This is a genomic window from Rhodanobacter soli, assembly GCF_040548735.1.
In the GTDB taxonomy this organism is placed as follows: domain Bacteria; phylum Pseudomonadota; class Gammaproteobacteria; order Xanthomonadales; family Rhodanobacteraceae; genus Rhodanobacter; species Rhodanobacter soli_A.
The window spans coordinates 234938-258692 of the sequence record NZ_JBEPSD010000001.1 but is presented as its reverse complement, the minus strand read 5'-3'; the positions used below and the strand labels follow the sequence as shown (position 1 = coordinate 258692).

The 23755-nt window shown below is 66.3% G+C and carries 17 protein-coding genes; 13 read left to right on the top strand and 4 right to left on the bottom strand.

Features of this window, described 5'->3' with window-relative positions:
- Positions 1–5 precede the first annotated feature (5 nt).
- Positions 6–1397, top strand: coding sequence for an autotransporter outer membrane beta-barrel domain-containing protein (locus ABIE04_RS01200; protein WP_354546767.1), 1392 nt, complete (start codon positions 6–8; stop codon positions 1395–1397).
- 57 nt (positions 1398–1454) lie between these two features.
- Here the strand turns inward: ABIE04_RS01200 and ABIE04_RS01195 are convergent, their stop codons facing one another.
- A complete protein-coding gene (locus ABIE04_RS01195; protein WP_354546766.1) occupies positions 1455–2141 on the bottom strand; it encodes a TerC family protein in 687 nt (228 codons plus the stop codon).
- Between the two features lie 284 nt (positions 2142–2425).
- Between ABIE04_RS01195 and ABIE04_RS01190 the strand changes: the two genes are divergently transcribed.
- The 3 genes from ABIE04_RS01190 to ABIE04_RS01180 all read left to right on the top strand — a co-directional run bounded on the left by ABIE04_RS01190 (position 2426) and on the right by ABIE04_RS01180 (position 6236).
- Positions 2426–3877, top strand: coding sequence for a bifunctional 2-methylcitrate dehydratase/aconitate hydratase (locus ABIE04_RS01190; RefSeq protein WP_354546765.1), 1452 nt, complete (start codon positions 2426–2428; stop codon positions 3875–3877).
- Between the two features lie 351 nt (positions 3878–4228).
- The gene (locus ABIE04_RS01185; protein ID WP_354546764.1) at positions 4229–5338 is read left to right on the top strand and encodes an OmpA family protein; all 1110 of its coding nucleotides are present in this window, start codon (positions 4229–4231) and stop codon (positions 5336–5338) included.
- Between the two features lie 124 nt (positions 5339–5462).
- Entirely contained in the window at positions 5463–6236 is a 774-nt protein-coding gene (locus ABIE04_RS01180) for a pseudouridine synthase (RefSeq protein ID WP_354546763.1), read from the top strand.
- Positions 6237–6242: 6 nt separating this feature from the next.
- On the opposite strand, the gene kbl is transcribed toward ABIE04_RS01180, so the two are convergent.
- The 3 genes from kbl to tdh form a co-directional block, all read right to left on the bottom strand.
- Positions 6243–7442: a glycine C-acetyltransferase gene (gene kbl / locus ABIE04_RS01175; RefSeq protein ID WP_354546762.1), complete on the bottom strand. Its 1200-nt coding sequence runs from the start codon at positions 7440–7442 to the stop codon at positions 6243–6245.
- A 79-nt stretch (positions 7443–7521) separates the two neighbouring features.
- On the bottom strand, positions 7522–11145 hold the full coding sequence (locus ABIE04_RS01170) for a DUF748 domain-containing protein (RefSeq protein WP_354546761.1): 3624 nt from the start codon (positions 11143–11145) through the stop codon (positions 7522–7524).
- A 185-nt stretch (positions 11146–11330) separates the two neighbouring features.
- On the bottom strand, positions 11331–12365 hold the full coding sequence (tdh, locus tag ABIE04_RS01165) for an L-threonine 3-dehydrogenase (protein ID WP_200935589.1): 1035 nt from the start codon (positions 12363–12365) through the stop codon (positions 11331–11333).
- 152 nt (positions 12366–12517) lie between these two features.
- Here tdh and ABIE04_RS01160 point away from each other — a divergent pair, with 152 nt between their 5' ends.
- The 9 genes from ABIE04_RS01160 (at position 12518) to ABIE04_RS01120 (ending at position 23723) form a co-directional block, all read left to right on the top strand.
- Entirely contained in the window at positions 12518–14677 is a 2160-nt protein-coding gene (locus ABIE04_RS01160) for a S46 family peptidase (protein ID WP_354546760.1), read from the top strand.
- 117 nt (positions 14678–14794) lie between these two features.
- Positions 14795–16957 carry a S46 family peptidase gene (locus ABIE04_RS01155; protein WP_354546759.1) on the top strand — a complete coding sequence of 721 codons (2163 nt, stop codon included), beginning with the start codon at positions 14795–14797 and terminating at the stop codon, positions 16955–16957.
- A gap of 368 nt (positions 16958–17325) precedes the next feature.
- The gene (miaA, locus tag ABIE04_RS01150) at positions 17326–18294 is read left to right on the top strand and encodes a tRNA (adenosine(37)-N6)-dimethylallyltransferase MiaA (RefSeq protein WP_354546758.1); all 969 of its coding nucleotides are present in this window, start codon (positions 17326–17328) and stop codon (positions 18292–18294) included.
- 132 nt (positions 18295–18426) lie between these two features.
- Entirely contained in the window at positions 18427–18714 is a 288-nt protein-coding gene (hfq, locus tag ABIE04_RS01145; protein ID WP_343851191.1) for an RNA chaperone Hfq, read from the top strand.
- 56 nt (positions 18715–18770) lie between these two features.
- Positions 18771–20072, top strand: coding sequence for a ribosome rescue GTPase HflX (hflX, locus tag ABIE04_RS01140; RefSeq protein WP_354546757.1), 1302 nt, complete (start codon positions 18771–18773; stop codon positions 20070–20072).
- Between the two features lie 180 nt (positions 20073–20252).
- Complete coding sequence (hflK, locus tag ABIE04_RS01135) at positions 20253–21323, top strand: FtsH protease activity modulator HflK (RefSeq protein ID WP_354546756.1); 1071 nt, start codon at positions 20253–20255, stop codon at positions 21321–21323.
- Positions 21323–22189: a protease modulator HflC gene (gene hflC, locus ABIE04_RS01130; RefSeq protein WP_354549740.1), complete on the top strand. Its 867-nt coding sequence runs from the start codon at positions 21323–21325 to the stop codon at positions 22187–22189. The genes hflK and hflC overlap by 1 nt, the downstream gene beginning before the upstream one ends.
- Before the next feature lie 10 nt (positions 22190–22199).
- Positions 22200–22382, top strand: a complete 183-nt coding sequence (locus ABIE04_RS01125; RefSeq protein WP_354546755.1) for a DUF2065 domain-containing protein — start codon at positions 22200–22202, stop codon at positions 22380–22382.
- Between the two features lie 48 nt (positions 22383–22430).
- Entirely contained in the window at positions 22431–23723 is a 1293-nt protein-coding gene (locus ABIE04_RS01120; RefSeq protein ID WP_354546754.1) for an adenylosuccinate synthase, read from the top strand.
- The last annotated feature ends 32 nt before the right edge of the window (positions 23724–23755 follow it).

Here is a 23755-nt window from a genome sequence, read left to right as displayed (position 1 = left end):
ACGCGATGTTCCGCAAATCATGGCGAAGCAGATGCTCGACCGGTTGCGCGGGATTGCTGCTGCTCGGCGGCGTGGCCAGTGCGCAGGATGCGCCGCCCGAAGCGCCGCCACCGGCGAGTTCGGCCGAACTGTCGGCGGTGATCCGCCAGAGCATGCGCGAGCAGGACGCGCGCATCGCCGCGATGCGCGACCAGCTCGCTGCCCAGAATGCACAGATCGAGGCCATGAAGCGCGAGCTTGCGTCGCAGCAGGCGGATTACCGCACACTGCGGCGAGCGGTCGGACTCGACACGCTCGAGCAGCAGCGGGCCGGCAACATCCGTGCGGGCGGTCCGGGCGCCAGCGCGCTGCCGATGCCGGCGGGCGACATGCCCGCCGATGCCGTGCCCGCGGAGCAGACGCCGGACCGCACGGTTGGGCAGGCGCCGGAGCGCGACGAGCGGCCGCCGGCCGTGGCGCCGATCTTCAACCAGCCGGGCGTGCTGACCCCGCGCGGCAAGCTGGTGGTGGAGCCTTCCTATCAATTCGGTTACTCGTCGGCGGATCGGGTCGCCCTGATCGGCTACACGGTGATCCCGGCGATCCTGATCGGCCTGATCGACGCGCGCCAGGTCAAGACGACCACGCAAACCGGCGCGGTCGCGTTGCGCTACGGACTCAGCAACCGGCTGGAGATGGAACTGCGGATACCGTATGTCTACGGCCACACCGACACGATCAGCCGCGAGATCTTCACCGGCAGCGCCACCGACAAGGTGTTCACCTCCAGCGGCCACGGCATCGGCGACATCGAGGCCACCGCCCGTTACCAGCTCAACGACGGCGGCGCGGACCGGCCTTACTACGTGGGCTGGCTGCGCTTCAAGTCGCGCACCGGCAGGGATCCGTTCGAAGTCACCACCGATTGCGTCAACCGCTGCGTGCAGAACGCAACCGGCACCGGGCTGCCACTGCAGTTGCCGACCGGTTCGGGTTTCTATTCGCTGCAGCCTGGCGTTACCTGGTTGTACCCGTCCGACCCGGTGGTGTTCTTCGGCAACCTCAGTTACCTGCACAACTTCCCGCGCCACAACGTCAGCCGCACTGTGCTGCTCGGCGGCAAGGAACCGCTGGGCACGGTGCGGGTGGGCGACATTGCCGATGTCAGCATCGGCATGGGCCTGGCGCTGAACGACAAGGCGTCGATCAGCATTGGCTACGACCAGAGCTTCATCGGCATCACCAAGCAGAACGGCAAGACCGTGCCCGGGTCGGCCAAGAGCGTGCTGGGTACCTTGCTGATCGGCGGCTCCTACCGCTTCAGCGACAAGCGCAGCATGAATTTCGCGCTCGGTGTCGGGGTGACCCGCGACACGCCCGACGCCACCGTGACGGTCAGGGTGCCGATGATGTACTAGCGTGCCGGAGACTTTCGACGAGCATGGCCGGACCCCGCCTCGTCGTGCGTCTTGGTCTCAGTCAGCGGACAGCTTCAGGCGCTGCCGTCGCCGCTGCAGCAGCCAGCCGCCGCCGCAGATGGCGATCACTGCCAGTGCGTCCAGGCCGTACTTCGCCCAGCTGTGCGCGTCGAACCAGCCGCTGACCAGATGGTCGTGGGCGATCATGCGCCCGGCCGTGATCGCAATCGCAGCGGCGCCGATGTACATGATGATGGGAAAGCGATCGATCAGCTTCAGGATCAGGGTCGAGCCCCAGACCACCAGCGGCACGCTGATGAGCAGGCCCAGGATGACCAGAAGCAGATGTCCCTTCGATGCGCCGGCGATGGCCAGCACGTTGTCCAGGCCCATCAGTGCGTCGGCGGCGATGATCGTGCGCAGCGCGCTCCAGAACGTATTGCCGGCCTTGATATTGGGCCCTTCGTCGTCGCCGTGGTTCAGCAGCTTCCAGGCGATCGGCAGCAGCAGCACGCCGCCGGCCAGCATCAATCCCGGCAGCTTGAGCAGGTAGACGACGACGGCAGTGAGCGCGAAGCGAACCGCGACGGCACCGAACGTGCCCCAGAACACCGCCTTCTTCTGCAGTTCCTTGGGCAGGCGGCTGGCGGCCATGGCGATGACGATGGCGTTGTCGCCAGCCAGCACGAGGTCGAGCAGGATGATGGCCAGCAGGCCGGAGAGAAAGTCGGGACCGAATTCCATGCAGGTTTCCATGCGCGTCTGAGAATGCAGCGGGCACGGGCGCGCGCGGCCCGTGACCACCGCAAAAGTCTCGTTCGCAAGATAACTGCCGGATGACCGGAGCGAAGCCTCGCTCGTGTTGACGATCACCGCACCGGGGCAGATGAGCCTGCCGCGGGAACTACTCCCTTTTGGGTGAGCGGCGATTGTCGGCGGGCGGCATGGTCGCGGTCAAGCGACGCACAGGGCATCCTTGCCGTCGCAGTCGGCTAAAATGGCGGTTTTCCCTGCCGCGAGATTCCGTCATGAGTGCGCACGACATCCGTTCCGCCGTCCGTCCCGATCCCGACCGGCCGTTGGTCGACATCGCCGACTACGTCGTCGACTACCAGATCGATTCGAAGGAGGCCTACGACACCGCGCGCTACATGTTGCTGGACTCCCTCGGCACCGCGATGCTGGCGATGAAGTTCCCCGAGTGCGTGAAGCACCTCGGCCCGCTGGTGCCGGGCGCCACGCTGCCGGGCGGCGCGCGCGTGCCGGGTACCAGTCATGAACTGGATCCGGTGCAGGCCGCGTTCGCGATCGGTACGCAGATCCGCTGGCTCGACTTCAACGACACCTGGCTGGCGGCCGAGTGGGGCCACCCCTCGGACAACCTCGGCAGCATCCTGGCGGTGGGCGATTACCTCAGCCGCAAGGCGGAACGCGAAGGTGGCCAGCCGCTGACCGTGCGCGACGTGTTGGGCTATGCGATCAAGGCGCACGAAATCCAGGGTTGTTATGCGCTGCTGAACAGCTTCAACCGGGTCGGCCAGGACCATGTGATCCTGGTGCGGCTGGCATCCACCGCCGTCGCCACCGCGATGCTCGGCGGCAGCAAGGAGCAGATCACCACCGCCGTGTCGCACAGCTGGATCGACAACGGCGCTCTGCGCACCTATCGCCACGCGCCGAACACCGGTCCGCGCAAGAGCTGGGCCGCCGGCGATGCTTGCCGCCGCGCGGTGACCCACGCCATCAATGCGGTATATCGCGGCGTGGTCGGCTATCCGTCGGCCCTGTCGGCAAAGACCTGGGGCTTCTACGACGTGGCGTTCAAGGGCAAGCCGTTCGAGTTCGAGCGTCCGTTCGGCAGCTACGTGATGGAGAACGTGCTGTTCAAGATCAGCTACCCGGCCGAGTTCCACGCGCAGACCGCGGTGGAGTGCGCGATGCAGCTGCATGGCGAAGTGGCGGACAGGCTCGACCAGATCGAGAAGATCGTCATCGAGACGCAGGAAGCCGGCTGCCGCATCATCGACAAGACCGGCCCGCTGGCGAACTACGCCGACCGCGACCACTGCATCCAGTACATGGTGGCCGTGCCGCTGATCTTCGGCCGGCTGGTGGCCAGCGACTACAACGACGATGTGGCCGCCGATCCCCGCATCGACGCGCTGCGCGACAAGATGACGGTTATCGAGAACCCGCAGTTCACGCGCGACTACTTCGACCCCGCCAAGCGCTATATCGGCAATTCGGTGCAGGTGTTCTTCAAGGACGGCAGCAGCAGCGAGAAAGTTTCGATCGATTATCCGATCGGCCATCGCAAGCGCCGCGCCGAAGGCATCCCGGTGCTGCTGCAGAAGTTCGAGGCGGCCATGCGCGACCATTTGCCGGCGCATCAGGTCAAGGCAATCATGGCTGCAGTGAAGGATTCGGCGAAGCTGGACGCGATGCCGCTCAATCACTTCCTGGGGCTCTTCACATTGTAAAGACGATGTGAGTGGAAGATTAAGCCTGGACGGAGACCGCCATAGGCTGCGCCCGGCCGACCGTTTGCCGTTCTCTCTGACAAACAACGCTGCATGCCAGACCGGGATGGGATTTGAAAGATGCATGCAGTCTGCGGGCTAATGAACTTTCCTGAACGAAGCCTCACCAGCAAATGGCTCCATTGTTGTTGAAATGCTCTCTGCTTAACGATTTTGCTACAATCCCCGCCGCTTGTCGCATAAACGCCAAGCAGGGGCTGTAAATGCTCTGAATGACGTAGTTCAGTTCTGACGCGCGACTTCCGGTTGGGGTTGAACGGACGCGAAACCTAATAAATGAGGAGACACCTGATGAAACGTAAGGGCTTGTATTTTCTGATTGCGCTGGCCCTGGGCGGCGTAGGTGCCGTTCATGCGCAGGACACGACTGCTCCCGCAACCACCGAGTCGGCCACCTCGTCCTATGACGGGCGCTGGTATATCGCACCGACCGTGGGTGGTTATTACAACGACACCGACCGCAATACCAATAGCCGCCAGTTCTATTACGGCCTGGGTGTGGGTCGCTTCATTTCGCCGAATGCATCGCTTGACTTGTTCATCGATCGCACCAAGCGCGATACCGACGCCGGTGGTAGCTGGGCCAACAACAGTGTCGGTGCCGCGGTGCGTTTCTATGCGGGTGATTGGAACGCCTGGCGTCCGTACCTGCTGGCTGGCGTGATGGGTAGTAACCATCACAGCAGCGGTGACAGCGGCTGGTCCCCGGCGGCCGAGCTGGGCGGCGGCATCTCCAAGACGGTCACCGACAGCTCCGACGTGCGTATCGAAGCTGGTTACCGCTATGACTGGGACAACAAGACCCAGCCGGAAATGGACGGCTATGGCGACTGGTTCCTGGGCTTCAGCATCGTGTCGCGTTTCGGCGCTCCGGCGGCGGCTCCGGCTCCGGTCGCGGCGACCCCGCCGCCGGCTGATTGCTCGACGATGGACAGCGATGGCGACAGCGTCAACGACTGCGACGACAAGTGCCCGGGCACGGCTGCCGGCACGATCGTGGGTCCGGACGGCTGCCCGCAGAAGGTCGTGATCGACCTGCGCGGCGTGAACTTCAAGTTCGATCGCCCGAAGAAGGGCGAGACCGACATCTCGAAGTCGCTGGCCGAGCCGAGCGCTGATTCGATCGCCGTGCTGAACCAGGCTGTCGATACCCTGCAGCGTTACCCGCAGGTGCACGTGACGGTTGCCGGTTACACCGACTCGAAGGGTACCGACGAGTACAACCAGAGCCTGTCCGAGCGTCGTGCCTCGATCGTCTACAACTACCTGACCAGCCATGGCATCGATGCCAGCCGTCTGGAAGGCCCGATCGGTCACGGTGAAAGCAACCCGATCGGCGACAACGAGACCGATGCCGGTCGCGCGCAGAACCGTCGTACGGAGCTGCAGGTTCAGCAGTAATCGAACCGTGACAACGCAGTAACGAAAAAACCCGGCTTCGGCCGGGTTTTTTTTTGCCTGTCAGTTGCCGGCGCAGGGCGGCATCTTCTTGTCGCACCGTGGTCCCGACCTATACGCTGGTGCAATGCCTCGCCCACCTGCTCCTCGCTCCGTCCGTTTCTCCACATCCGCGCAATCGCCACGGCATGGGTTGGCCCGCGTGTTGTCCAAACTGGGCACCTGCTCGCGCAGCCAGGCCGAACAGTGGATCCGCGCCGGCCGCGTCAGCCTGGACGGACGCGTGGTGCGTGATCCGTATCACCCGACCTTGATCGATCGGCAGCAGGTTGCCGTCGATGGCCAGCCGGTGAAGCCGGCCGAGTGCGTCTATGTCGCCTTCAACAAGCCACGAGGCCTCGTGGTCAGCGCGGCCGACGAGCATGGCCGCGCGACGGTCTACACTGCGCTGGCTGCCGCCGGCCTGCCTTGGCTGGGGCCGGTCGGTCGGCTGGACAAGGCCAGCGAAGGCCTGCTGTTGTTGAGCAACGACACCACTTGGGCGGCTGGCATTACCGACCCGGCCATGCATCTGGACAAGACCTACCACGTACAGGTGGCCGGCCAGCCGGATGCAGCAGCACTGGCCGCGATGCTGGTGGGTATCGACGATGCCGGTGATTTGCTGAAAGCGCGCCGGGTCACGTTGTTGCGCGCGGGCGAGAAGAATGCCTGGCTTGAGGTGGTGCTGGACGAAGGCCGCAACCGGCATATCCGCCGGTTGCTGGCTGCCCTGGGTTTCGACGTGCTGCGGCTGATCCGGGTGTCCATCGGGCCGCTTGCGCTGGGCGAACTGGCGAAAGGGCAGTGGCGACAGCTGAGTGCGGACGAAGTGGAAGCGCTCGACGCCCGCAAAGGTTGAGTGCCGTCAGCCGCCGATCACACCCAGCTTCCGGCCCACCTTGGTGAACGCGGTAATCGCCCGGTCGAGATGCTCGCGGGTATGCGCCGCGCTCATCTGCGTGCGGATGCGCGCCTGACCCTGCGGCACCACGGGGTAGAAGAAGCCGGTGACGTAGATGCCTTCCTCCAGCAGGGCGGCGGCCATCGCCTGCGCCTTCGGTGCGTCGTAGATCATCACCGGCACGATCGGGTGCACGCCCGGCTTGATGTCGAAGCCGGCGGCGGTCATCTGCTCGCGGAAGTAGCGCGTGTTTTCCTTGAGCCTGTCGCGCAGGTCGCCGGCGCTGGCCAGCATGTCGAACACCTTGATCGCGGCGGCGACCACGTGCGGCGGCAGCGAGTTGGAGAACAGGTACGGGCGCGAGCGTTGGCGCAGTAGCTCGATCACTTCCTTGCGGCCGGTGGTGAACCCGCCCAGCGCGCCACCGAGCGCCTTGCCCAGCGTGCCGGTGAAGATGTCGATCTTGTCCATCACGCCGTTGACCTCGGCCGAACCGCGGCCGCTGTCGCCGAGGAAGCCGGTGCAATGGCATTCGTCGATGTGCACCATGGCGTTGTACTTCGCTGCCAGTGCGGTGATCTGGTCGAGCTTGGCGATGAAGCCGTCCATCGAGAACGCGCCATCGCTGCTGATCAGCTTGGTGCGCGCGCCGGCCGCGTCGGCCGCCTGCAGCTGCTTCTCCAGGTCCGCCATGTCGCTGTTGGCGTAGCGGAAGCGCTTGGCCTTGCACAGGCGGATGCCGTCGATGATCGAGGCGTGGTTGAGCGCGTCGGAGATCACCGCGTCTTCCTCGCCCAGCAGCGGTTCGAACAGGCCGCCGTTGGCGTCGAAGCAGGCGGCGTAGAGGATGGTGTCCTCGGTGCCGAAGAACGCGGCGATCTTCGCTTCCAGCTGCTTGTGCAGGTCCTGCGTGCCGCAGATGAAACGCACGCTGGCCATGCCGAAGCCGTGCGTGTCCAGCGCGTCCTTGGCAGCCTGGATCACCTCTGGATGGTCGGCCAGTCCCAGGTAGTTGTTGGCGCAGAAGTTCAGCACCCTGCGGCCGCCTTCCAGCTCGATCTCGGCGGACTGCGGCGAGGTGATGATGCGCTCGGCCTTGAACAGGCCTTGTTCGCGGATGGCGTCGAGTTCGCTGGCGTAGCGCGCCTTGGCTGAGTAGCTCATGGGGAATTCCGGCCGTTGGACAAAGCGCCATTGTAGGACGCCAGCCGATCGCTGCGCATGCGGTCGTGCTGCGCGGTGATCAGTGCAGGCCGAAATCCGCGCGCGTGCTCTTGCCCTTGTCATTGATGCCCGAGGCGTCGAGCCTGGGCGACTTGATCGCGATCCGCTTGTCGTCCAGCTTGCCGTGCAGCCAGTCCTGCACGGCGGCGGCGCGGCGCTCGGCCAGCGCGCGCATCGCGGCGGCGTCCGTGTTCACGTGGGTTTCCAGCAGGCTGCGCATCTCGTCCGGCTCCAGCGACTTGCTGAGGCCGAGGACATTCTTCGGTTTCTCGAAGTCGGCGTGCCGGTAAGCGCGACGGAGATAGCGCTCGTGTTCATCCGGCGTCACCGTCACCTCGGCCAGCGTCGTTGCCGAGGCGTCCGTGGCGATCTTGTCGCCCGATTCCTTGGCCAGCTTCTCGCGGCGGATCTGGTCATCCACGGTCACCTTGCGCAAGCCGGCTTCGTCCAGCGACGGATCCACGCGGCCGCTGATGTCCAGGGTGAGCGCGGGCTTGCGGCTGAGCATCTGCACGATCTGGCCGAGGCGATCCTTGGCGGGTCCACTCAGCACCGCCGAACCCGGCGCAAACTCGACGTAACCGAGATCCTCGTGGCTGCCGCCGAATGCCGAGGCAAGCAGGCGGAACGGCGCGGTGGCCGCCTTGGCGATGAGGTTGCCGAACGCGCGCATGATCATGCCGCCGAGGCTGAACTGCGGATCGTCCAGCGAGCCGGACACCGGCACGTTCACGTCGATATTGCCCTCGGTATCCTTCAGCAGGGCCACCGCCAGCTTCACCGGCAGGTGCGACACGCCGGGACTATTCATGCGCTCGCCGAAGGTCAGCTGGGTGATGAAGATGTGGTTGTCCGCGTTGAGCTTGCCCTGGTCCAGCAGGTAGTGCACGTCGGCGGTCAGCCGGCCCTTGGTGATGGGGTAGCCGGTGTACTTGCCGGAGTAGGCGCTGAGCCGTGTCAGCTCGACGTCGGTCGCCTTGCCCTTGATGTCGAGGAAGGCCACCGGCAGCAGCGGGTTGATGCTGCCGCTGATGTCCACCGGCGAGGCATCGTCCAGTTTCGCCTGCCCCACGAGTTCGGCGGGCGGTTCGCCGGCGGTGGTGCCGAACGCGCCGATCCTGCCGGTGAGGCTGGTGAGGTTGGCGGTGTAGTTCGGCTTGATGAAGTTGTCGGTGTAGTTGAGCTGGCCGTTGGCCAGGGTAACCTCGCCGATACGGATGTCCGCGGCGGGCGCCGTGGGTGCGCTGGGCGCCGGCTGCGGCGCCGCCGGTGTGTTGTTCGCGGCGCGGGTCACCGATACCGGCGCCTGTTCGCCGTTGGCGATCACGTCCGACAGGTTCAGGCGTCCGTTGCTGTTGACGATGACGCGCGCGTAGAACGCATCCAGCACCAGCCCGCCCAGATGCACGCGCGGCGTGCCATGACCGTAGCGCAGGTCGATGCGCGAACCGCTCAACGAACGCCAGCGCATGAAGTCGTCGCCGGTGAGCTTGTCCTGCATGCGCACGCGCTCGAATGCGGCGTTGCCCGTGTAGTCGAAGCGGGGCTCAGTGTGGCGGCCGTCGTAATGCAGCTTGCCGTCGCTGCTGAGGCGGGCGCTGGTGACGTCCACGTTCAACGGCACGCTGGCATAGGGCACGAAGCCGGCGATGTCCAGCCGCTTGGTGGTCAGCTGCAGGTCGGCCACCGCGGGCAGCGGCTGCAGCGTGCCGGCGGTGGCGAAGCTGCCCTTGCCGATACGGCCTTCCAGCTTGACCCGGCGCGGCTGGTCGAGCTTGTCGCCGAGTTCTTCGATATTGCCGTTGAGCGCCTCGATGAGCAGCGATGTCGGTTTGGCACCATCGATGCTGCGATCGGTGAGACGCAGCGAACCCTGTTCGAGGCTGAGGCGGGCGATGCTCCAGCGCCAGGCCGGGCCTTCGTCATTGCTGGCAGGTGCGGCATGCTTGCTGGCGAACAGGCTGGTCAGGTTGATCCGGTCGTCGCGCTTACGCACGGCGTCGACCTGCAGGCCGTTCACCGTGACCTTGTCCAGTTGCGCGTTGCGGGTAGCCAGGTCGAGGCGGGTGATGCCGGCATCCAGCTTGTGCCAGGCCACCGGTGCAGCCAGCCCCCTGGCCTGCGGCTCCAGCGCGAAGTCGCTGATGCCGAGTCGGGCCGGCTCGATGTGGACATTGAATGCCTTGCCCCAGTCCAGTCGCAGCTGGCCACTGGCGTCGAGCTTGCCTTTCGCGATGCGTGCCGCGGTGGCGGATGCGGCCAGCGCCTGCAGCGGCACGAGAGCCACCTGTTTCAGTTCGATCGCACCGGCATAGCGGCTGGCGGCGAGGTCGACATCGCCCCGCGCGCTGAGGCTGCCGCCGGCAAGCTGGCTGGCCAGATCGAGTTTGCCGGGTGGTCCGGCGAGCGTGCCCAGGCCGAGCAGACTGCCATGCAGTCGGGTCAGCTGCAGCTTGGCCTGATTGGCGTCGGCGTAGGTGAGCGCGCTGTCCTGCAGCGTGAGCGCGGCGATGCGCAGGTCGGTCGGCGGCGCCTTGTCGTCGGCCTTGGCCGGAGGCGGCATGAGCGTATCGAAGTTGCTGTGGCCGCCGGCATGCTGTGTGTAGAACAGCGCGGCGCGTTCCAGTTGCATTGCGCCGAGGTGGTAGCGCGAGGCCAGCGGTTGCACGTCGGTCAGTTCGATGTTGCCGTGTCCCAGCCTGGCGATGGCCTCGCCGCGACTGCTGTCGAGCGCGAAGTCGTCCAGTTGCAGGTTGCCGGTGAGCTGCAACTGCGGCGTCGGCTGCGCCTGCACGAAGTGCAGGGACAACTTGCCGCTGAGCAGGCCCTTGGGAATCGCCACCGGCATCGCCGCCGGCACATAGCCCAGGTAGCGCGGCAGGTCGAGCCGGTCGAGCTGGAAGCCGATGGTCGATTCGCGGTCGCTGGCGAACGGCTTGGTCTGGCCGTCGATGCGCAACGCGCTGCCGTCCACCGTCATGGCCAGCAGCGGCTGCACGAAAATGTCGGTGGAGCTGGGCAGGTTGGCCAGGAACGGGATGCCCAGTTCGAGCTTCTCGATGTGGTGCTGCGCGCCCAGCAGGCGGTCGTCGAAGCGGATGTCGCCGCCGTGGACGCTGATGTTGGAGAGCGAGAAACGCGCCGGCTGGCTGTCCGGCGAAGACGGCTTCGCGGTGAAGCGCTCGACCAGGTCGGTGAAGTTGAAACGCCGGTCCTTGCCCCGCGCGATGGCGATACGCGGCTGATCGAGCCGCAGTTCGTCCAGCACCGGGGCCAGGCGGAACAGCGAGCCCCACGACGCGTTGAGCGTGAGCTGGTCGATGTCGACGAACGGAGTCCGGCCGTCCGCCTCGGGCAGGTGCAGCTTGCCGACCCGCAGGTCCAGCGTGAACGGATTGAAGCGCACCTGCCCGAGACTCAGCGGCCGTCCCAGCATCTCCGCGGAATGGTTCTGCAGGTAGTTGCGCAGCAGCGGCGGGGCGGCAAGGAAGCCGAGCAGGGCGTAGACCAGCAGCACGGCTGCGAGGATCGCGGCGATACGGCGGGCGCGGGACGAGTGACTCAGCTGCTGTGCACGCGTGCGTGCGGAACCCCAGGATGCACGCAAGGACGCGCGCAGCCGCGACAAGCTCGACCCGGACATACCGACTCCCTGGAGATGCTGAATGGCTTGGTTCGACCCGCTCCGCCTTCATGGCGGATGGGCTGGTGACAGAATCTACCGCGACCGGGCTTAACGCGGGAACACCGCTCGCGATCTTCAGGCAGGTCGCGAGCGGTCAGGGTCAGTGGTTCGGGTCGTGCAACGACTGGACGTCGCCTCGTGGCTCAATGCCAGGAACAGACGACCTTGCCGCAGGTGCCGGCATCCATCAGGTCGAAGCCCTTCTGGAAGTCGTCGATATGGATCTGGTGGGTCAGCACCTTCTGCAGCGGGAAGCCGGTCAGCACCATCTGGGTCATCTTGTACCAGGTCTCGTACATGCGCCGGCCATAGATGCCCTGCAGGGTGAGGCCCTTGAAGATCACCCGGTCCCAGTCGATACCGGCGCCCTTGGGCTGGATGCCGAGCAGGGCGATCTTGCCGCCGTGGTACATGCAGTCGAGCATGTCGTTGAACGCGCGCGGGTTGCCGCTCATTTCCAGGCCCACGTCGAAGCCCTCCATGTGCAGGTCCTTCATCACGTCCTTGAGCGACTGGTTGGTGACGTTGACCACGCGGGTGGCTCCCATGTCGGCGGCCAGCTTCAGGCGATAGTCGTTGACGTCGGTGACCACCACGTTGCGCGCACCCACGTGCTTGGCGATGCCGGCGGCGATGATGCCGATCGGGCCGGCGCCGGTGATCAGCACGTCTTCGCCGATCATGTCGAATTCCAGCGCGCAGTGCGCGGCGTTGCCGTACGGGTCGAAGAACGCGGCCAGCTCGGACGGGATCTGGTCCGGGATCGGCCACAGGTTCGAGGCCGGCATGGTCATGTACTCGGCGAATGCGCCGTTGCGGTTCACGCCGATGCCGATCGTGTTCGGGCACAGGTGCTGGCGGCCGGCGCGGCAGTTGCGGCAATGGCCGCAGACGATGTGCCCTTCGGCGGAGACGCGGTCGCCGATCTTGTAGCCGGTCACGCCCGGGCCGATCTCCGCGATGCGGCCGACAAATTCGTGGCCGATGGTCAGGCCGGGCTTGATCGTGCGCTGGCTCCACTCGTCCCACTTGTAGATGTGCAGGTCGGTGCCGCAGATCGCGGTCTTCTCGATCTTGATCAATACCTCGTTCGGGCCGACCTGCGGCAGCGGCACTTCTTCCATCCAGATGCCCTGTTCGGGCTTGCGCTTGACCAGGGCTTTCATCGTCTGCGGCATGGGGAATCCATCGGTTGGCCCGCGGGGAGGGCGGGGAAACGGAGATTATAGAACGCGACCGTCGGCAACGGTTTTCGGGCCGGCACCTTGCCGGGGGCGCCTCGGCAAACTATGGTCGCAAGTTTATGCGATTGCTCACGAGGACGGGTTCGATGCGATTGAAGAGGATGCTGTGGTCCACCGCGGTGGCGATGTCGTTGAGCCCGCTGGCACAGGCGGACGAGGGCATGTGGATGCCGTCGCAGTTACCGTCGATCGGCCAGCAGCTGAAGGCCGCCGGCTACCGGGGCGATTCCGCCGCGCTGGCCGACTTGACCCGGCCGCCGCTCAGCGCGGTGGTCAAGGTCGGCGGCGCCACCGGCGCCTTCGTCAGCGACCAGGGCCTGGTGCTGACCAACCACCACGTCGCGTTCGGGGTGATCCAGTACAACAGCAACGCGCAGCGCAACCTGATCGAGCAGGGCTACGTGGCGGCCAGCCGCAGCGAGGAGCTGCCGGCCAACCCGGACTTCCGCCTGCGCGTCACGGTCGGCTTCGACCAGGTTACCGACCAGGTGCTGGCCAACGCCCGCGGCAAGACCGGCCGCGCCTACTACGGCGCGGTGGATGCGGCGGGCAAGGCGCTGGTCGCCGCGTGCGAGCGCGAAGCCGGCATGCGCTGCAGCGTCGTCAACATGTTCTACGGCCGCGATTTCTACCTGGTGAAGCAACTGGAGCTGCGCGATGTGCGGCTGGTCTACGCGCCGCCGCGCGCGATCGGCAACTACGGCGACGAGGTGGACAACTTCATGTGGCCGCGCCACAGCGGCGACTTCACCGTGCTGCGCGCCTACGTCGGGCCGGACGGCAAGCCGGCGGATTACTCGAAGAACAACAAGCCCTACACGCCGCCCGCGCATCTGCAGATCGCCCGCGAAGGCGTCAACGCCGGCGATTACGTGATGCTGGCCGGCTATCCCGGCACCACCTACCGCCATCGCAGCGCCGCCGAGTTCGCCGACCAGGTGCAGTGGCGCCTGCCCACGGCGGTGGCGGCAATGAAGCAGTTGCAGGACGTGATCGAGGATGCAGGCGAAAAAGATGCCCAGGCGAAGATCCGCTACGCCTCGCAGCTGCAATCGCTGAAGAACAATATCAAGCGCTTCAGCGGCGAGCTGGAAGGCCTCAAGCGCAGCGATGCGGTCGCCGTGCGGCAAAAGGACGAAGCGGCGATGCTGGCCTGGCTGGACAAGCAGGCCACGGCGAAGGCGCTGCGCCCGCAGATTGACGCGGCGATGACGCTGATTGCCGATGGCAAAGCCACGCGCGAGCGCGACCTGCTGCTCGGCCTGATCCAGTCACAGACCCAGCTGATGCGCTCGGCGCTGCGCCTGCAGCGGTTGGCGCACGAACGCGCCAAGCCCGACGCCGAGCGCGAGGACGGCTACCAGCAACGCGACGAGGAGCTGATCGCCGGCGGCCTGCGCCAGGTCCAGCGCCGCTACGATCCGGCGGTCGAGAAGCGCTTGCTGGGCGCGTTGCTGGCCCGTTACCAGCAATTGCCCGCCGCGCAACACGTGGCGGAGTTCGATGCTGCGCTCGGCCGCACCCCAGCCGAGCTGACAGCCACGCTGGATCGCGTCTACGCCGCCACCAAACTGGGCGACGAAGCGCAGCGCCTGCACTGGATGGACGCCGACGCCGCGGCGCTGGCCACGGCCGACGACAGCCTGCTGCAACTGGCCGCGAAGCTGCAGCCCGCACTGCTGCGCATCGACGACGAACGCAAGGCGCGCGAGGGCGACTTGCTGCGGCTGCGCCCGGCTTACATGCAGGCATTGATCGCCTATCGCGAACAGCAGGGCCGCGCGGTGTATCCGGATGCGAACTCCACCCTGCGCGTGAGCTACGGCAAGGTCACCCCGCTGAAGGCACGCGACGCGGTGGGCTACGAGCCGCTGACCAGCACCGCCGGCATCGTCGAGAAGAACACCGGCATCGCGCCGTTCGATGCGCCGAAGCCGCTGCTGGACGCGATCGCCAAAGCCGACTACGCCGGCTACCTGGATCCGAAGTCCGGCGTGATGCCGGTGAACTTCCTCAGTAACCTCGACACCACCGGCGGCAACTCCGGCTCGCCGGTGCTGAATGCGAAGGGCGAACTGGTCGGCCTCAACTTCGACAGCAACTGGGAAGCGGTCAGCGCCAGCTGGATGTTCGACCCGCGCTACAAGCGCGCGATCCACGTCGACATGCGCTACATGCGCTGGTTGATGGACAAGGTCTACCCGGCGCCGCAACTGCTGAAGGAATTGGGCGTGCCGGCGCGCTGAATGTCGCAGGCATGACTTGCGGCATATGCCGCGGTCGTCCGGGTCGGGCATAAGTCGTAAGTTATTGCGTCACCCTTTTGCCCGCTTTCGCGGGCAGATTTTCATCAGGAGATTCCCGTGCGCCGTCTATTGCTCGCTGCCGCCGTATCCATCGGCCTCATCTCGTCCGCCCACGCCGTCGAAGGCATGTGGCAGCCCGCCCAACTGCCGGGCATCGCCGCCACGCTGCAGCAGCATGGCTTGAAGCTCGATCCGAAGACGCTGACCGACCTCACCGCCTACCCGATGGGTGCGATCGTCAGCCTGGGCGGTTGCACCGCCTCGTTCGTCTCGCCGGAAGGCCTGGTGGTGAGCAACCACCACTGCGTCTACGGCGCGCTGCAGCTGAACTCCACCCCGGAGAACAACCTGATCGAGAAGGGCTTCCTGGCGAAGACCCAGGCGGATGAGCTCTCTGCCGGCCCGTCCTCGCGGATCTTCGTCACCGAGGAAATCCGCGACGTCACCAAGGCGATCACCGCGAAGCTCAATGACGGCATGAGCGGCGCCGAGCGCTACAAGGCGATTGAGCTGGCGATCAAGGAGCAGGTCAAGGCCTGCGAGAGCGAAGGCTACCGCTGCGATGTCTACACCTTCCACGGTGGCTACAGCTACCAGCTGATCAAGCAGCTGGAAATCAAGGACGTGCGCCTGGTCTACGCGCCGCCGGAGTCGATCGGCAAGTTCGGTGGCGACGTCGACAACTGGATGTGGCCGCGCCACACCGGCGACTTCGGCTACCTGCGCGCCTACGTCTCGAAGGACGGCAAGTCGGCTGCCTTCTCGAAGGACAATGTGCCGTACCGGCCGAAGCACGTGCTCAAGGTGAATCCGCAGGGCGTGGAGCAGGGCGACTACGTGATGGTGGTCGGCTACCCGGGCCGCACCAACCGCTACCGCCTCGCCAACGAGGTGCAGAGCTCGATCGACTGGGTCTATCCGACCCAGATCAAGGTGTACGAGGACACGTTGAACATCATCAACACAGCCGGCAAGGCCGATCCCAAGGTGGCGGTGAAATACGCCAGCATGGTCGCCGGCCTCAACAACTACCTGAAGAACTTCGGCGGCCAGCTCGAAGGCCTGCATCGCGCCGACGCGGTCACGGTGAAGCGGGGGCAGGAAGCGCAGCTCGAAGCCTGGCTGAAGCAGCAGGGCGGCGCCGAAAACACCGCGCTGGCCGCCGACATCGGCAAGCTGCGCCAGCAGATTGCCGCCGACCAGGCCAATCGCGAGCGTGACCTGGCCATCGGCCTGGTGAGCCGCGCCTCGCTGTTCAGCACGGCGGTCCGGCTGACCCACCTGGCGAAGGAACGGCCCAAGGCCGACCTCGACCGGGACGCCGGCTACCAGCAGCGCGATTGGGTGCGCATCGAAGGCGGCCTGAAGCAGATGGATCGCCGCTACGATCCGGGCGTCGACCAGCAGTTCATGGTCTACGGCTTGAAGCGTTACGTGGCGTTGCCACAGACACAGCGACTGCCCGCACTGGACGCGTGGCTCGATGGTGCGAAGACCGAGGCCCAGCTGAAGCAGAAGGTCGCCGCGTTGTACGCCGGCAGCAAGCTCGGCAACGTCGATGAGCGCATGAAATGGTTCGACGCCGACAGCAAGGCGATCGACGCCAGCAGCGACAGCATGCTCAAGCTCGCCCGCGCAGTGCAGCCGCAGCTGAAGACGCTGGAAGACCAGGCCGACGCCCGCGATGGCGAGCTGAGCAAGCTGCGTCCGCGTTACATGCAGGCAATGATCGCGTGGAAGGACTCGCAGAAGCTGCCGGTCTACCCGGATGCGAACAGCTCGCTGCGCGTCACCTTCGGCAACGTGCAGGGCGTGGCGCCGCGCGACGGCGTCAGCTACGCGCCGTTCACCACCGCGCAGGGCATCGTCGAGAAGGACACCGGCGTGGAGCCGTTCAATTCGCCGAAGGCCGAACTGGCTGCGATCAAGGCCAAGGCGTTCGACGGCTACGCCTCGCCGAAGCAGGGCACGCTGCCGGTCAACTTCCTCGCCGACCTGGACATCACCGGCGGCAACTCCGGCTCGCCGGCGATGGACGCGAACGGCCAACTGGTCGGCCTGGCGTTCGACGGCAACTGGGAGTCGGTCAGCGGCGACTGGCTGTTCAACCCGCAGCTCAACCGCTCGATCCAGGTCGACGTGCGCTACATGCTGTGGGTGATGCACCACCTCGACCACGCCGACAACCTGCTGAAGGAAATGGGCGTGCCGGCGAAGTAAGCCGCTCGTTCGCGCAAGCATCGGGGCCCGCGTCGTCGACGCGGGCCCTTTCTGCGTCTGCCGTTCAGAACATCCGCTCGCGCAGCGAACGGTAGACCAGTGCGAAGACGACGCTGATCACGATGCAGACGGCATACCAGAACTCGTAGTTGTCCTTGTGCCAAAGCGGTGTGTACACGGCAGTTCTCCTTCGGCCCTCCCCCTGACACGTCTGAAGCATCGGTGATGCCATCGGCGCGGATGCCCCGGCAAGCGGCTGGCGGCCTCATCCGCAGCGGCAGGACCGATGCGCGGCGCGGCGCAAGCTGTCGCAGCCGTGATACAGCTTGTATCGAGGTGAAACGGCATCGCCCTGCTTACAATGCGCCATGCCTGTCGACCGCCGCCCCCTCGCCATCTTCCTGATGGGCCCCACCGCCTCCGGCAAGACCGCGCTGGCATGCGGGCTGAGCGAGCAGTTTCCGCTTGACCTGGTCAGCGTCGATTCGGCGCTGGTCTACCGCGGCATGGACATCGGCACGGCGAAGCCCGATTCGGCGACGCTGGCGCGCCATCCGCATGCGCTGGTCGATATCCGTGATCCCGGTCAGCCGTATTCGGCGGCGGATTTCTGCGCCGACGCGCTGCCGGTGATGCAGCGGATCAGCGCGCAGCGCAGGGTACCGCTGCTGGTCGGCGGCACCGGGCTGTACTTCCGCGCGTTGCAGCAGGGGCTGTCCGACTTGCCGGAAGCCGACCCGGCCACCCGCGCGCGGCTGGCCGCCGAAGCGCAGCAACTTGGCTGGCCGGCCATGCACGCGCGACTGGCGGTTCTTGATCCGGCCGCCGCCAGCCGGATCGGCTGCAACGACGTGCAGCGCCTGCAGCGTGCACTGGAAGTGATCGAACTGACCGGCCGGCCGCTGTCCGAATTGCAGCGCGGCGGGGCGGCGGCGCGCTTTCCGTGGCGGGTGCTCAAACTGGCCCTGCTGCCGACCGACCGGCGCGTGCTGCACGAACGCATCGCCCGCCGTTTCGACGCCATGCTGGCGGAGGGTTTCCTGGATGAAGTGCGCGCGCTGCGGGCGCGCGGTGACCTGCACGCCGACCTGCCGGCGATTCGTGCGGTCGGCTACCGCCAGGCGTGGGAGCACCTGGACGGCCTGACCGATCCGCCCGAATTTCGCGACCGCGCCATCTACGCCACCCGCCAGCTGGCCAAGCGGCAGATCACTTGGCTGCGCAGCGACTACGGCACCCGCCTGTTCGACCCGGACCAGCCCGGTCTGGCTACCCGCGCCGCGGCGGCCGTACAGCTGTTTCTGGACGGTCCGGGCGGGCCAGCGTCGCCAGCGTGACCCAGTGCACTTGCGCGGCGCAAAAATCTTCTTTCATCAAGTATTTGAAAGCAGCTAACATCCCAGCATGTTGGGCCGGGGCGCCGTCGGCGTTTTTTCTCCGGTCTGTCCGTGGCAAGGGGAGAACAAGAAATGTCCAAGGGGCAGTCGTTGCAGGATCCGTTTCTGAATGCATTGCGGCGCGAACGCGTGCCGGTAGCCATCTATCTGGTCAACGGCATCAAGTTGCAGGGGACGGTCGAGTCGTTCGACCAGTTTGTGGTGTTGCTGCGCAACCAGGTGAGCCAGATGGTCTACAAGCACGCCATCTCCACCGTGGTACCGAGCCGCAACGTACGTATAGGCAATGGCCACGACGGCCATGATGGCCACGACCATCAGTCCGACGCGCCGGCCACATCCGCCGACGCGGACGCTTGATAGAGGCGCGGTTCGCCCGCATGAAGTGGGTCTGCTCCTGAGGATCACACCCACTAGTGTTCGATAGACAAAAGAAAGGCGATCGCGCCGTCCTGGTCCTGCCGCATTCCCGCGGCGAAGGCGATACAGCACGTCGCGCCGAGGAATTCGCCGAACTGGTGAAATCCGCCGGGGCCGAAGTGCTGGGCGTGATCAGCGCCCGCGTCGAAGATCCCAACCCGCGCTACTACATCGGCACCGGCAAGGCGGACGAGGTGGCCGAGGCGGCGCGTGCGCTGGAGGCGGATCTGGTGCTGGTCGACCACGTGCTGACCCCGGTGCAGGAACGCAACCTGGAAAAACACCTCGGCATCCGCGTGGTCGATCGTGCCGGCCTGATCCTGGACATTTTTGCCCAGCGCGCCCGTTCGCACGAAGGCAAGCTGGAAGTGGAGCTGGCCCAGCTCAAGCACCTGGCCACCCGGCTGGTGCGCGGCTGGACCCATCTGGACGCCCAGCGCGGCGGTGCCATCGGCAACCGCGGTCCCGGCGAAACCCAGCTGGAAACCGACCGTCGCCTGCTCGGCGAGCGGGTCAAGATGCTCAGCAAGCGGCTGGAGAAGGTGCAGACCCAGCGCGTCCAGCAACGCCGCGCGCGGCTGCGCAATACGGTGCCGCGCGTCGCCTTGGTCGGCTACACCAACGCCGGCAAGTCGACCTTGTTCAATGCGTTGACCACGGGCGACGTCTACGCTGCGGACCTGCTGTTCGCCACGCTCGATCCCACCGTGCGCAAGCTGGAAGGCTTGAGCTGCGGTCCGGCCGTGCTGGCCGATACCGTCGGCTTCATCCGCGAGCTGCCGCATGACCTGGTCGCCGCGTTCCGCGCCACCCTGGCCGAGGCGCGCGACGCCGACCTGCTGCTGCACGTCAGCGACGCCGCCGACGAGGAGCGCGATCGCCTGCACCGCGTGGTCGACAAGGTGCTGGAGGAAATCGACGCCGGCGACGTGCCGCAGCTGCGCGTGATGAACAAGATCGACCTGGCGGGCGCCGAGCCTCGGATCGAACGTGACGGCGCCGGCAAACCGGTGCGGGTGTGGCTGTCCGCCGCCACCGGTGTCGGGCTGGATCTGCTGCGCCAGGCGCTGGGCGAACTGCTCGGCGGCGAGCGGGTGCAATCGGCGTTGCAGTTGCCGTTGTCGGCCGGGCGCCTGCATGCGCGGTTGAAGGCCGCCGGTGTGATCACCGGAGAGACGGTGGACGAGCACGGCTGGCAGCTGCGCATCGACGCGCCGCGCAGCGTGATCGCCCCGATCAGCGGTGGCGACCCGGCCGAGACCCAATTGCTCCGTCAGTTGCTGGCCGTGGCGGAATGACGCCGGCACACCACGCGCGGCATCAGCTGCGCTCTGCTAGAATCCCTCGTGTTTGCGCGGCCCCGAAAGGCGGCCGGCGCGGCACCCCGACAGCTTTGGCTGAATCTCATGTGTAACCCGGTGCAGCGCGTGTTCCGGCCGTGGTTGCCGGCCTCCCGACGACCCCTAGGAGACTGACTCGTGGCATGGAATGAACCCGGCAACAACGGGCAACGTGATCCGTGGAACAGGAAGCGCCAGGGCGGTAAGTCGCCGCTGGACGACTTGCTCAACAACGCCAGGAATCGCCTGGGCAAGATGGGGCAGGGGCCCGGCAGCATCCTCACCGGCGTGGCGGTGGTACTGGTGGTCGGCCTGCTGTTCAGCAGCTACACCATCATCGGCGCACGCCAGGCCGGCGTGGTGCTGCGCTTCGGCGAGTATTCGCGCACCTTGCCGCCGGGCTTCCACCTGAAGCTGCCGCAGCCGATCGAGTCGGTCACCAAGGTCGAGGCCACGCGGATCCGCTCGGTCACCGACAAGGTGGCGATGCTGACCAAGGACGAGAACATCATCACGATCGACTTCACCGTGCAGTACCAGGTGGACGATTCGCGCAAGTACCTGTTCTCGCTGAACGATCCGGACGGCACCATCGGTGCCGCCGCCGAGGCCGCCGTGCGCTCGGCGATCGGCAGCAGCGATATGGACCAGATCCTGTCCGCCGCCGGCGCCAGCCTGGTCGCCCAGGCGCAGGAAACCCTGCAGAAGACCCTGGACACCTACGACTCCGGCCTGCGTGTCACCGAAGTCAGTTTCCAGAACGTGGCGCCGCCGAACGAGGTGAGGGACGCGTTCGACGACGTCAACAACGCCCGCGAAGACAAGCAGAGCATCGAGAACGCCGCCCTGGCCTACGCCAGCAAGGTGGTGCCGGTGGCACGTGGCGATGCCGCGCGCATCGCCGCCGAGGCGGCCGGCTACAAGGCCGAGCGCGTGGCCCGGGCCACCGGTGACGCCGCCCGCTTCGAATTGCTGCTGAAGCAGTACAAGGCTGCGCCGGAAGTGACCCGCAAGCGGCTGTGGCTGGAAACGATGGAACAGGTGATGGCGAAGAACCCCAAGGTGATCGACGGCTCCAACGGCCGCAACATCATCAACCTGCCGGCGCTGCAGGGCTCGCCGACCGCGGCGCAGCCTGAGGCGGGCACGACCGGTGCGGTGGTGTCACCGCCGACCGGCAATGCGGCCGACAAGGGGGCGCAGCCATGATGAAGATCAGTTCCATCGTCATCGCGATCCTGGTGGTCCTGCTCGGCCTCAACAGCATGTTCGTGGTCAGCGAAGGGCACAGCGCGCTGCTGCTGCAGTTCGGCCGCATCGTCCACACCGACTACCAGCCGGGCCTGCATTTCAAGCTGCCGGTGATTCAGCAGGTGATGCACTTCGACAAGCGCATCCTGTCGCTGGACGCGCCGCCGGAGCGCTATTTCACCTCCGAGAAGAAGAGCGTCAACGTCGACTTCTACGTGAAGTGGCGCGTCGCCGACAACGCCGCGTATTACCGCGCCACCGGCGGCGACCAGCTGCAGGCGGCACAGCGGCTGACCCCGATCGTGAAGGATGCGCTGCGCTTCGAGTTCAACGCGCGCACCTTGCCCGACCTGATCTCCGGCGGGCGCAAGGACATCACCGAACGCGTGCGCGCGCAGACCGATGCCTCGGCGCGCAAGAACCTCGGCATCGCCGTGGTCGACGTGCGCATCAAGCGCATCGACCTGCCGAACGAGGTCAGCGAATCGGTGTACAAGCGCATGCGCGCCGAGCGCCTGCAGCTGGCCAACGAACTGCGCTTCACCGGTCAGGAATCGGCCGAGACGATCCAGGCCGACGCCGATCGCCAGGGCCAGGTGCTGCGCGCCGATGCCCAGCGCGACGCGGCCAAGGTGAAGGGCGAGGGCGACGCGGAAGCGGCTGCCATCTATGCGCAGGCGTACACCCAGGATCCGGAGTTCTTCACGTTCTACCGCAGCCTGGCCGCCTACCGCACCTCGTTCGAGGACGGCAAGGGCGTGCTGATCATGAAGCCCGACGACGAGTTCCTGCGCTACTTCGAACAACCCGCGCAGAAACGCTGAGTCGACCCCGATGCACCAGCTGACAGCCGCACTGTGCCTGATGCTGGTGATCGAAGGCCTGCTGCTGTTTGCGGCACCGCAAGGCTGGCAGGCGATGGTGCGCGAGGCGCTGAAACTGCCGCCGCGCACCTTGCGGCTGTTCGGCGCCGGTGCGATGGTGACCGGCCTGGTGCTGTTGCAGTTTTTTCATTGATACGTGTGGTCCCGCCGACGGGACGCCACAAACCTGAGCGAGAAGATTATGGGCAAGTCAGTAGTCATTCTGGGTGCGCAGTGGGGCGACGAAGGCAAGGGCAAGATCGTCGACCTGCTGACCGAGCGGGTCAGCGCGGTGGCGCGCTTCCAGGGCGGCCACAATGCCGGCCACACCCTGGTGATCAAGGGCAAGAAGACCGTCCTGCACCTGATCCCCTCGGGCATCCTGCGCGAAGACGCGCTGTGCCTGATCGGCAATGGCGTGGTGCTGTCGCCGGCCGCGCTGATGACCGAGATCGCCGAGCTCGAAGCGAACGGCGTCGAGGTGCGTTCGCGCGTCAAGATCAGCCCGGCCACGCCGCTGATCATGCCGTACCACATCGCGGTGGATAAGGCGCGCGAAATTGCCGCCGGTGGCAAGGCGATCGGCACCACCGGCCGCGGCATCGGCCCGGCGTATGAGGACAAGGTCGCCCGCCGCAGCGTGCGCGTGGCCGACCTGATGTACCCGCACGAGCTGCCGGCGCTGCTGAAGACCGCCGTCGAGTACCACAACTTCATCCTCACCCAGTGGCTGAAGGCCGAGCCGGTCGATTACGACGCCGTGCTGAAGGACGCGCTGGCCTGGGGCGAGTACATCCGCCCGCTGGTCGACGACGTCGCCACCATCCTGCACGACGTGCGCCGCGACGGCGGCAACATCCTGTACGAAGGCGCGCAGGGCGCGCTGCTCGACATCGACCACGGCACCTATCCGTACGTCACCTCGTCCAACACCACCATCGGCGGCGCGCTCGCCGGCACCGGCGTGGGCGTGGGCGACATCGACTACGTGCTGGGCATCTGCAAGGCCTACGCCACCCGCGTCGGCAGCGGTCCGTTCCCGACCGAGCTCAACGACGACATGGGCGAGCTGCTACGCAAGAAGGGCAACGAGTTCGGCGCCAGCACCGGCCGCCCGCGCCGCTGCGGCTGGATCGACCTGGTCGCGCTGAAGCGCGCCACCCAGATCAACGGCATCAACGGCCTGGCCATCACCAAGCTCGACGTGCTCGATGGCCTGGACACGGTCAAGGTGTGCATCGCCTACGAATACCGGGGCAAGCGCCGCGAACTGGCGCCGCTCGATGCGGACGGCTGGGACGAGTGCAAGCCGGTCTACCTGGAATTCCCCGGCTGGCAGGAATCCACCGCCGGCATCCGCGACTGGAACCAGCTGCCGCCCGCCGCCCGCGCCTATCTGCGTGCGGTCGAGGAACTCTCCGGCTGCCGCCTGGCCCTGGTCGCCACCGGCGCGGACCGCGACGACACCATCGTGCTGGACGATCCGTTCGCCTGATCGCCCATCACACCGTTGCGTCACGCCGACAG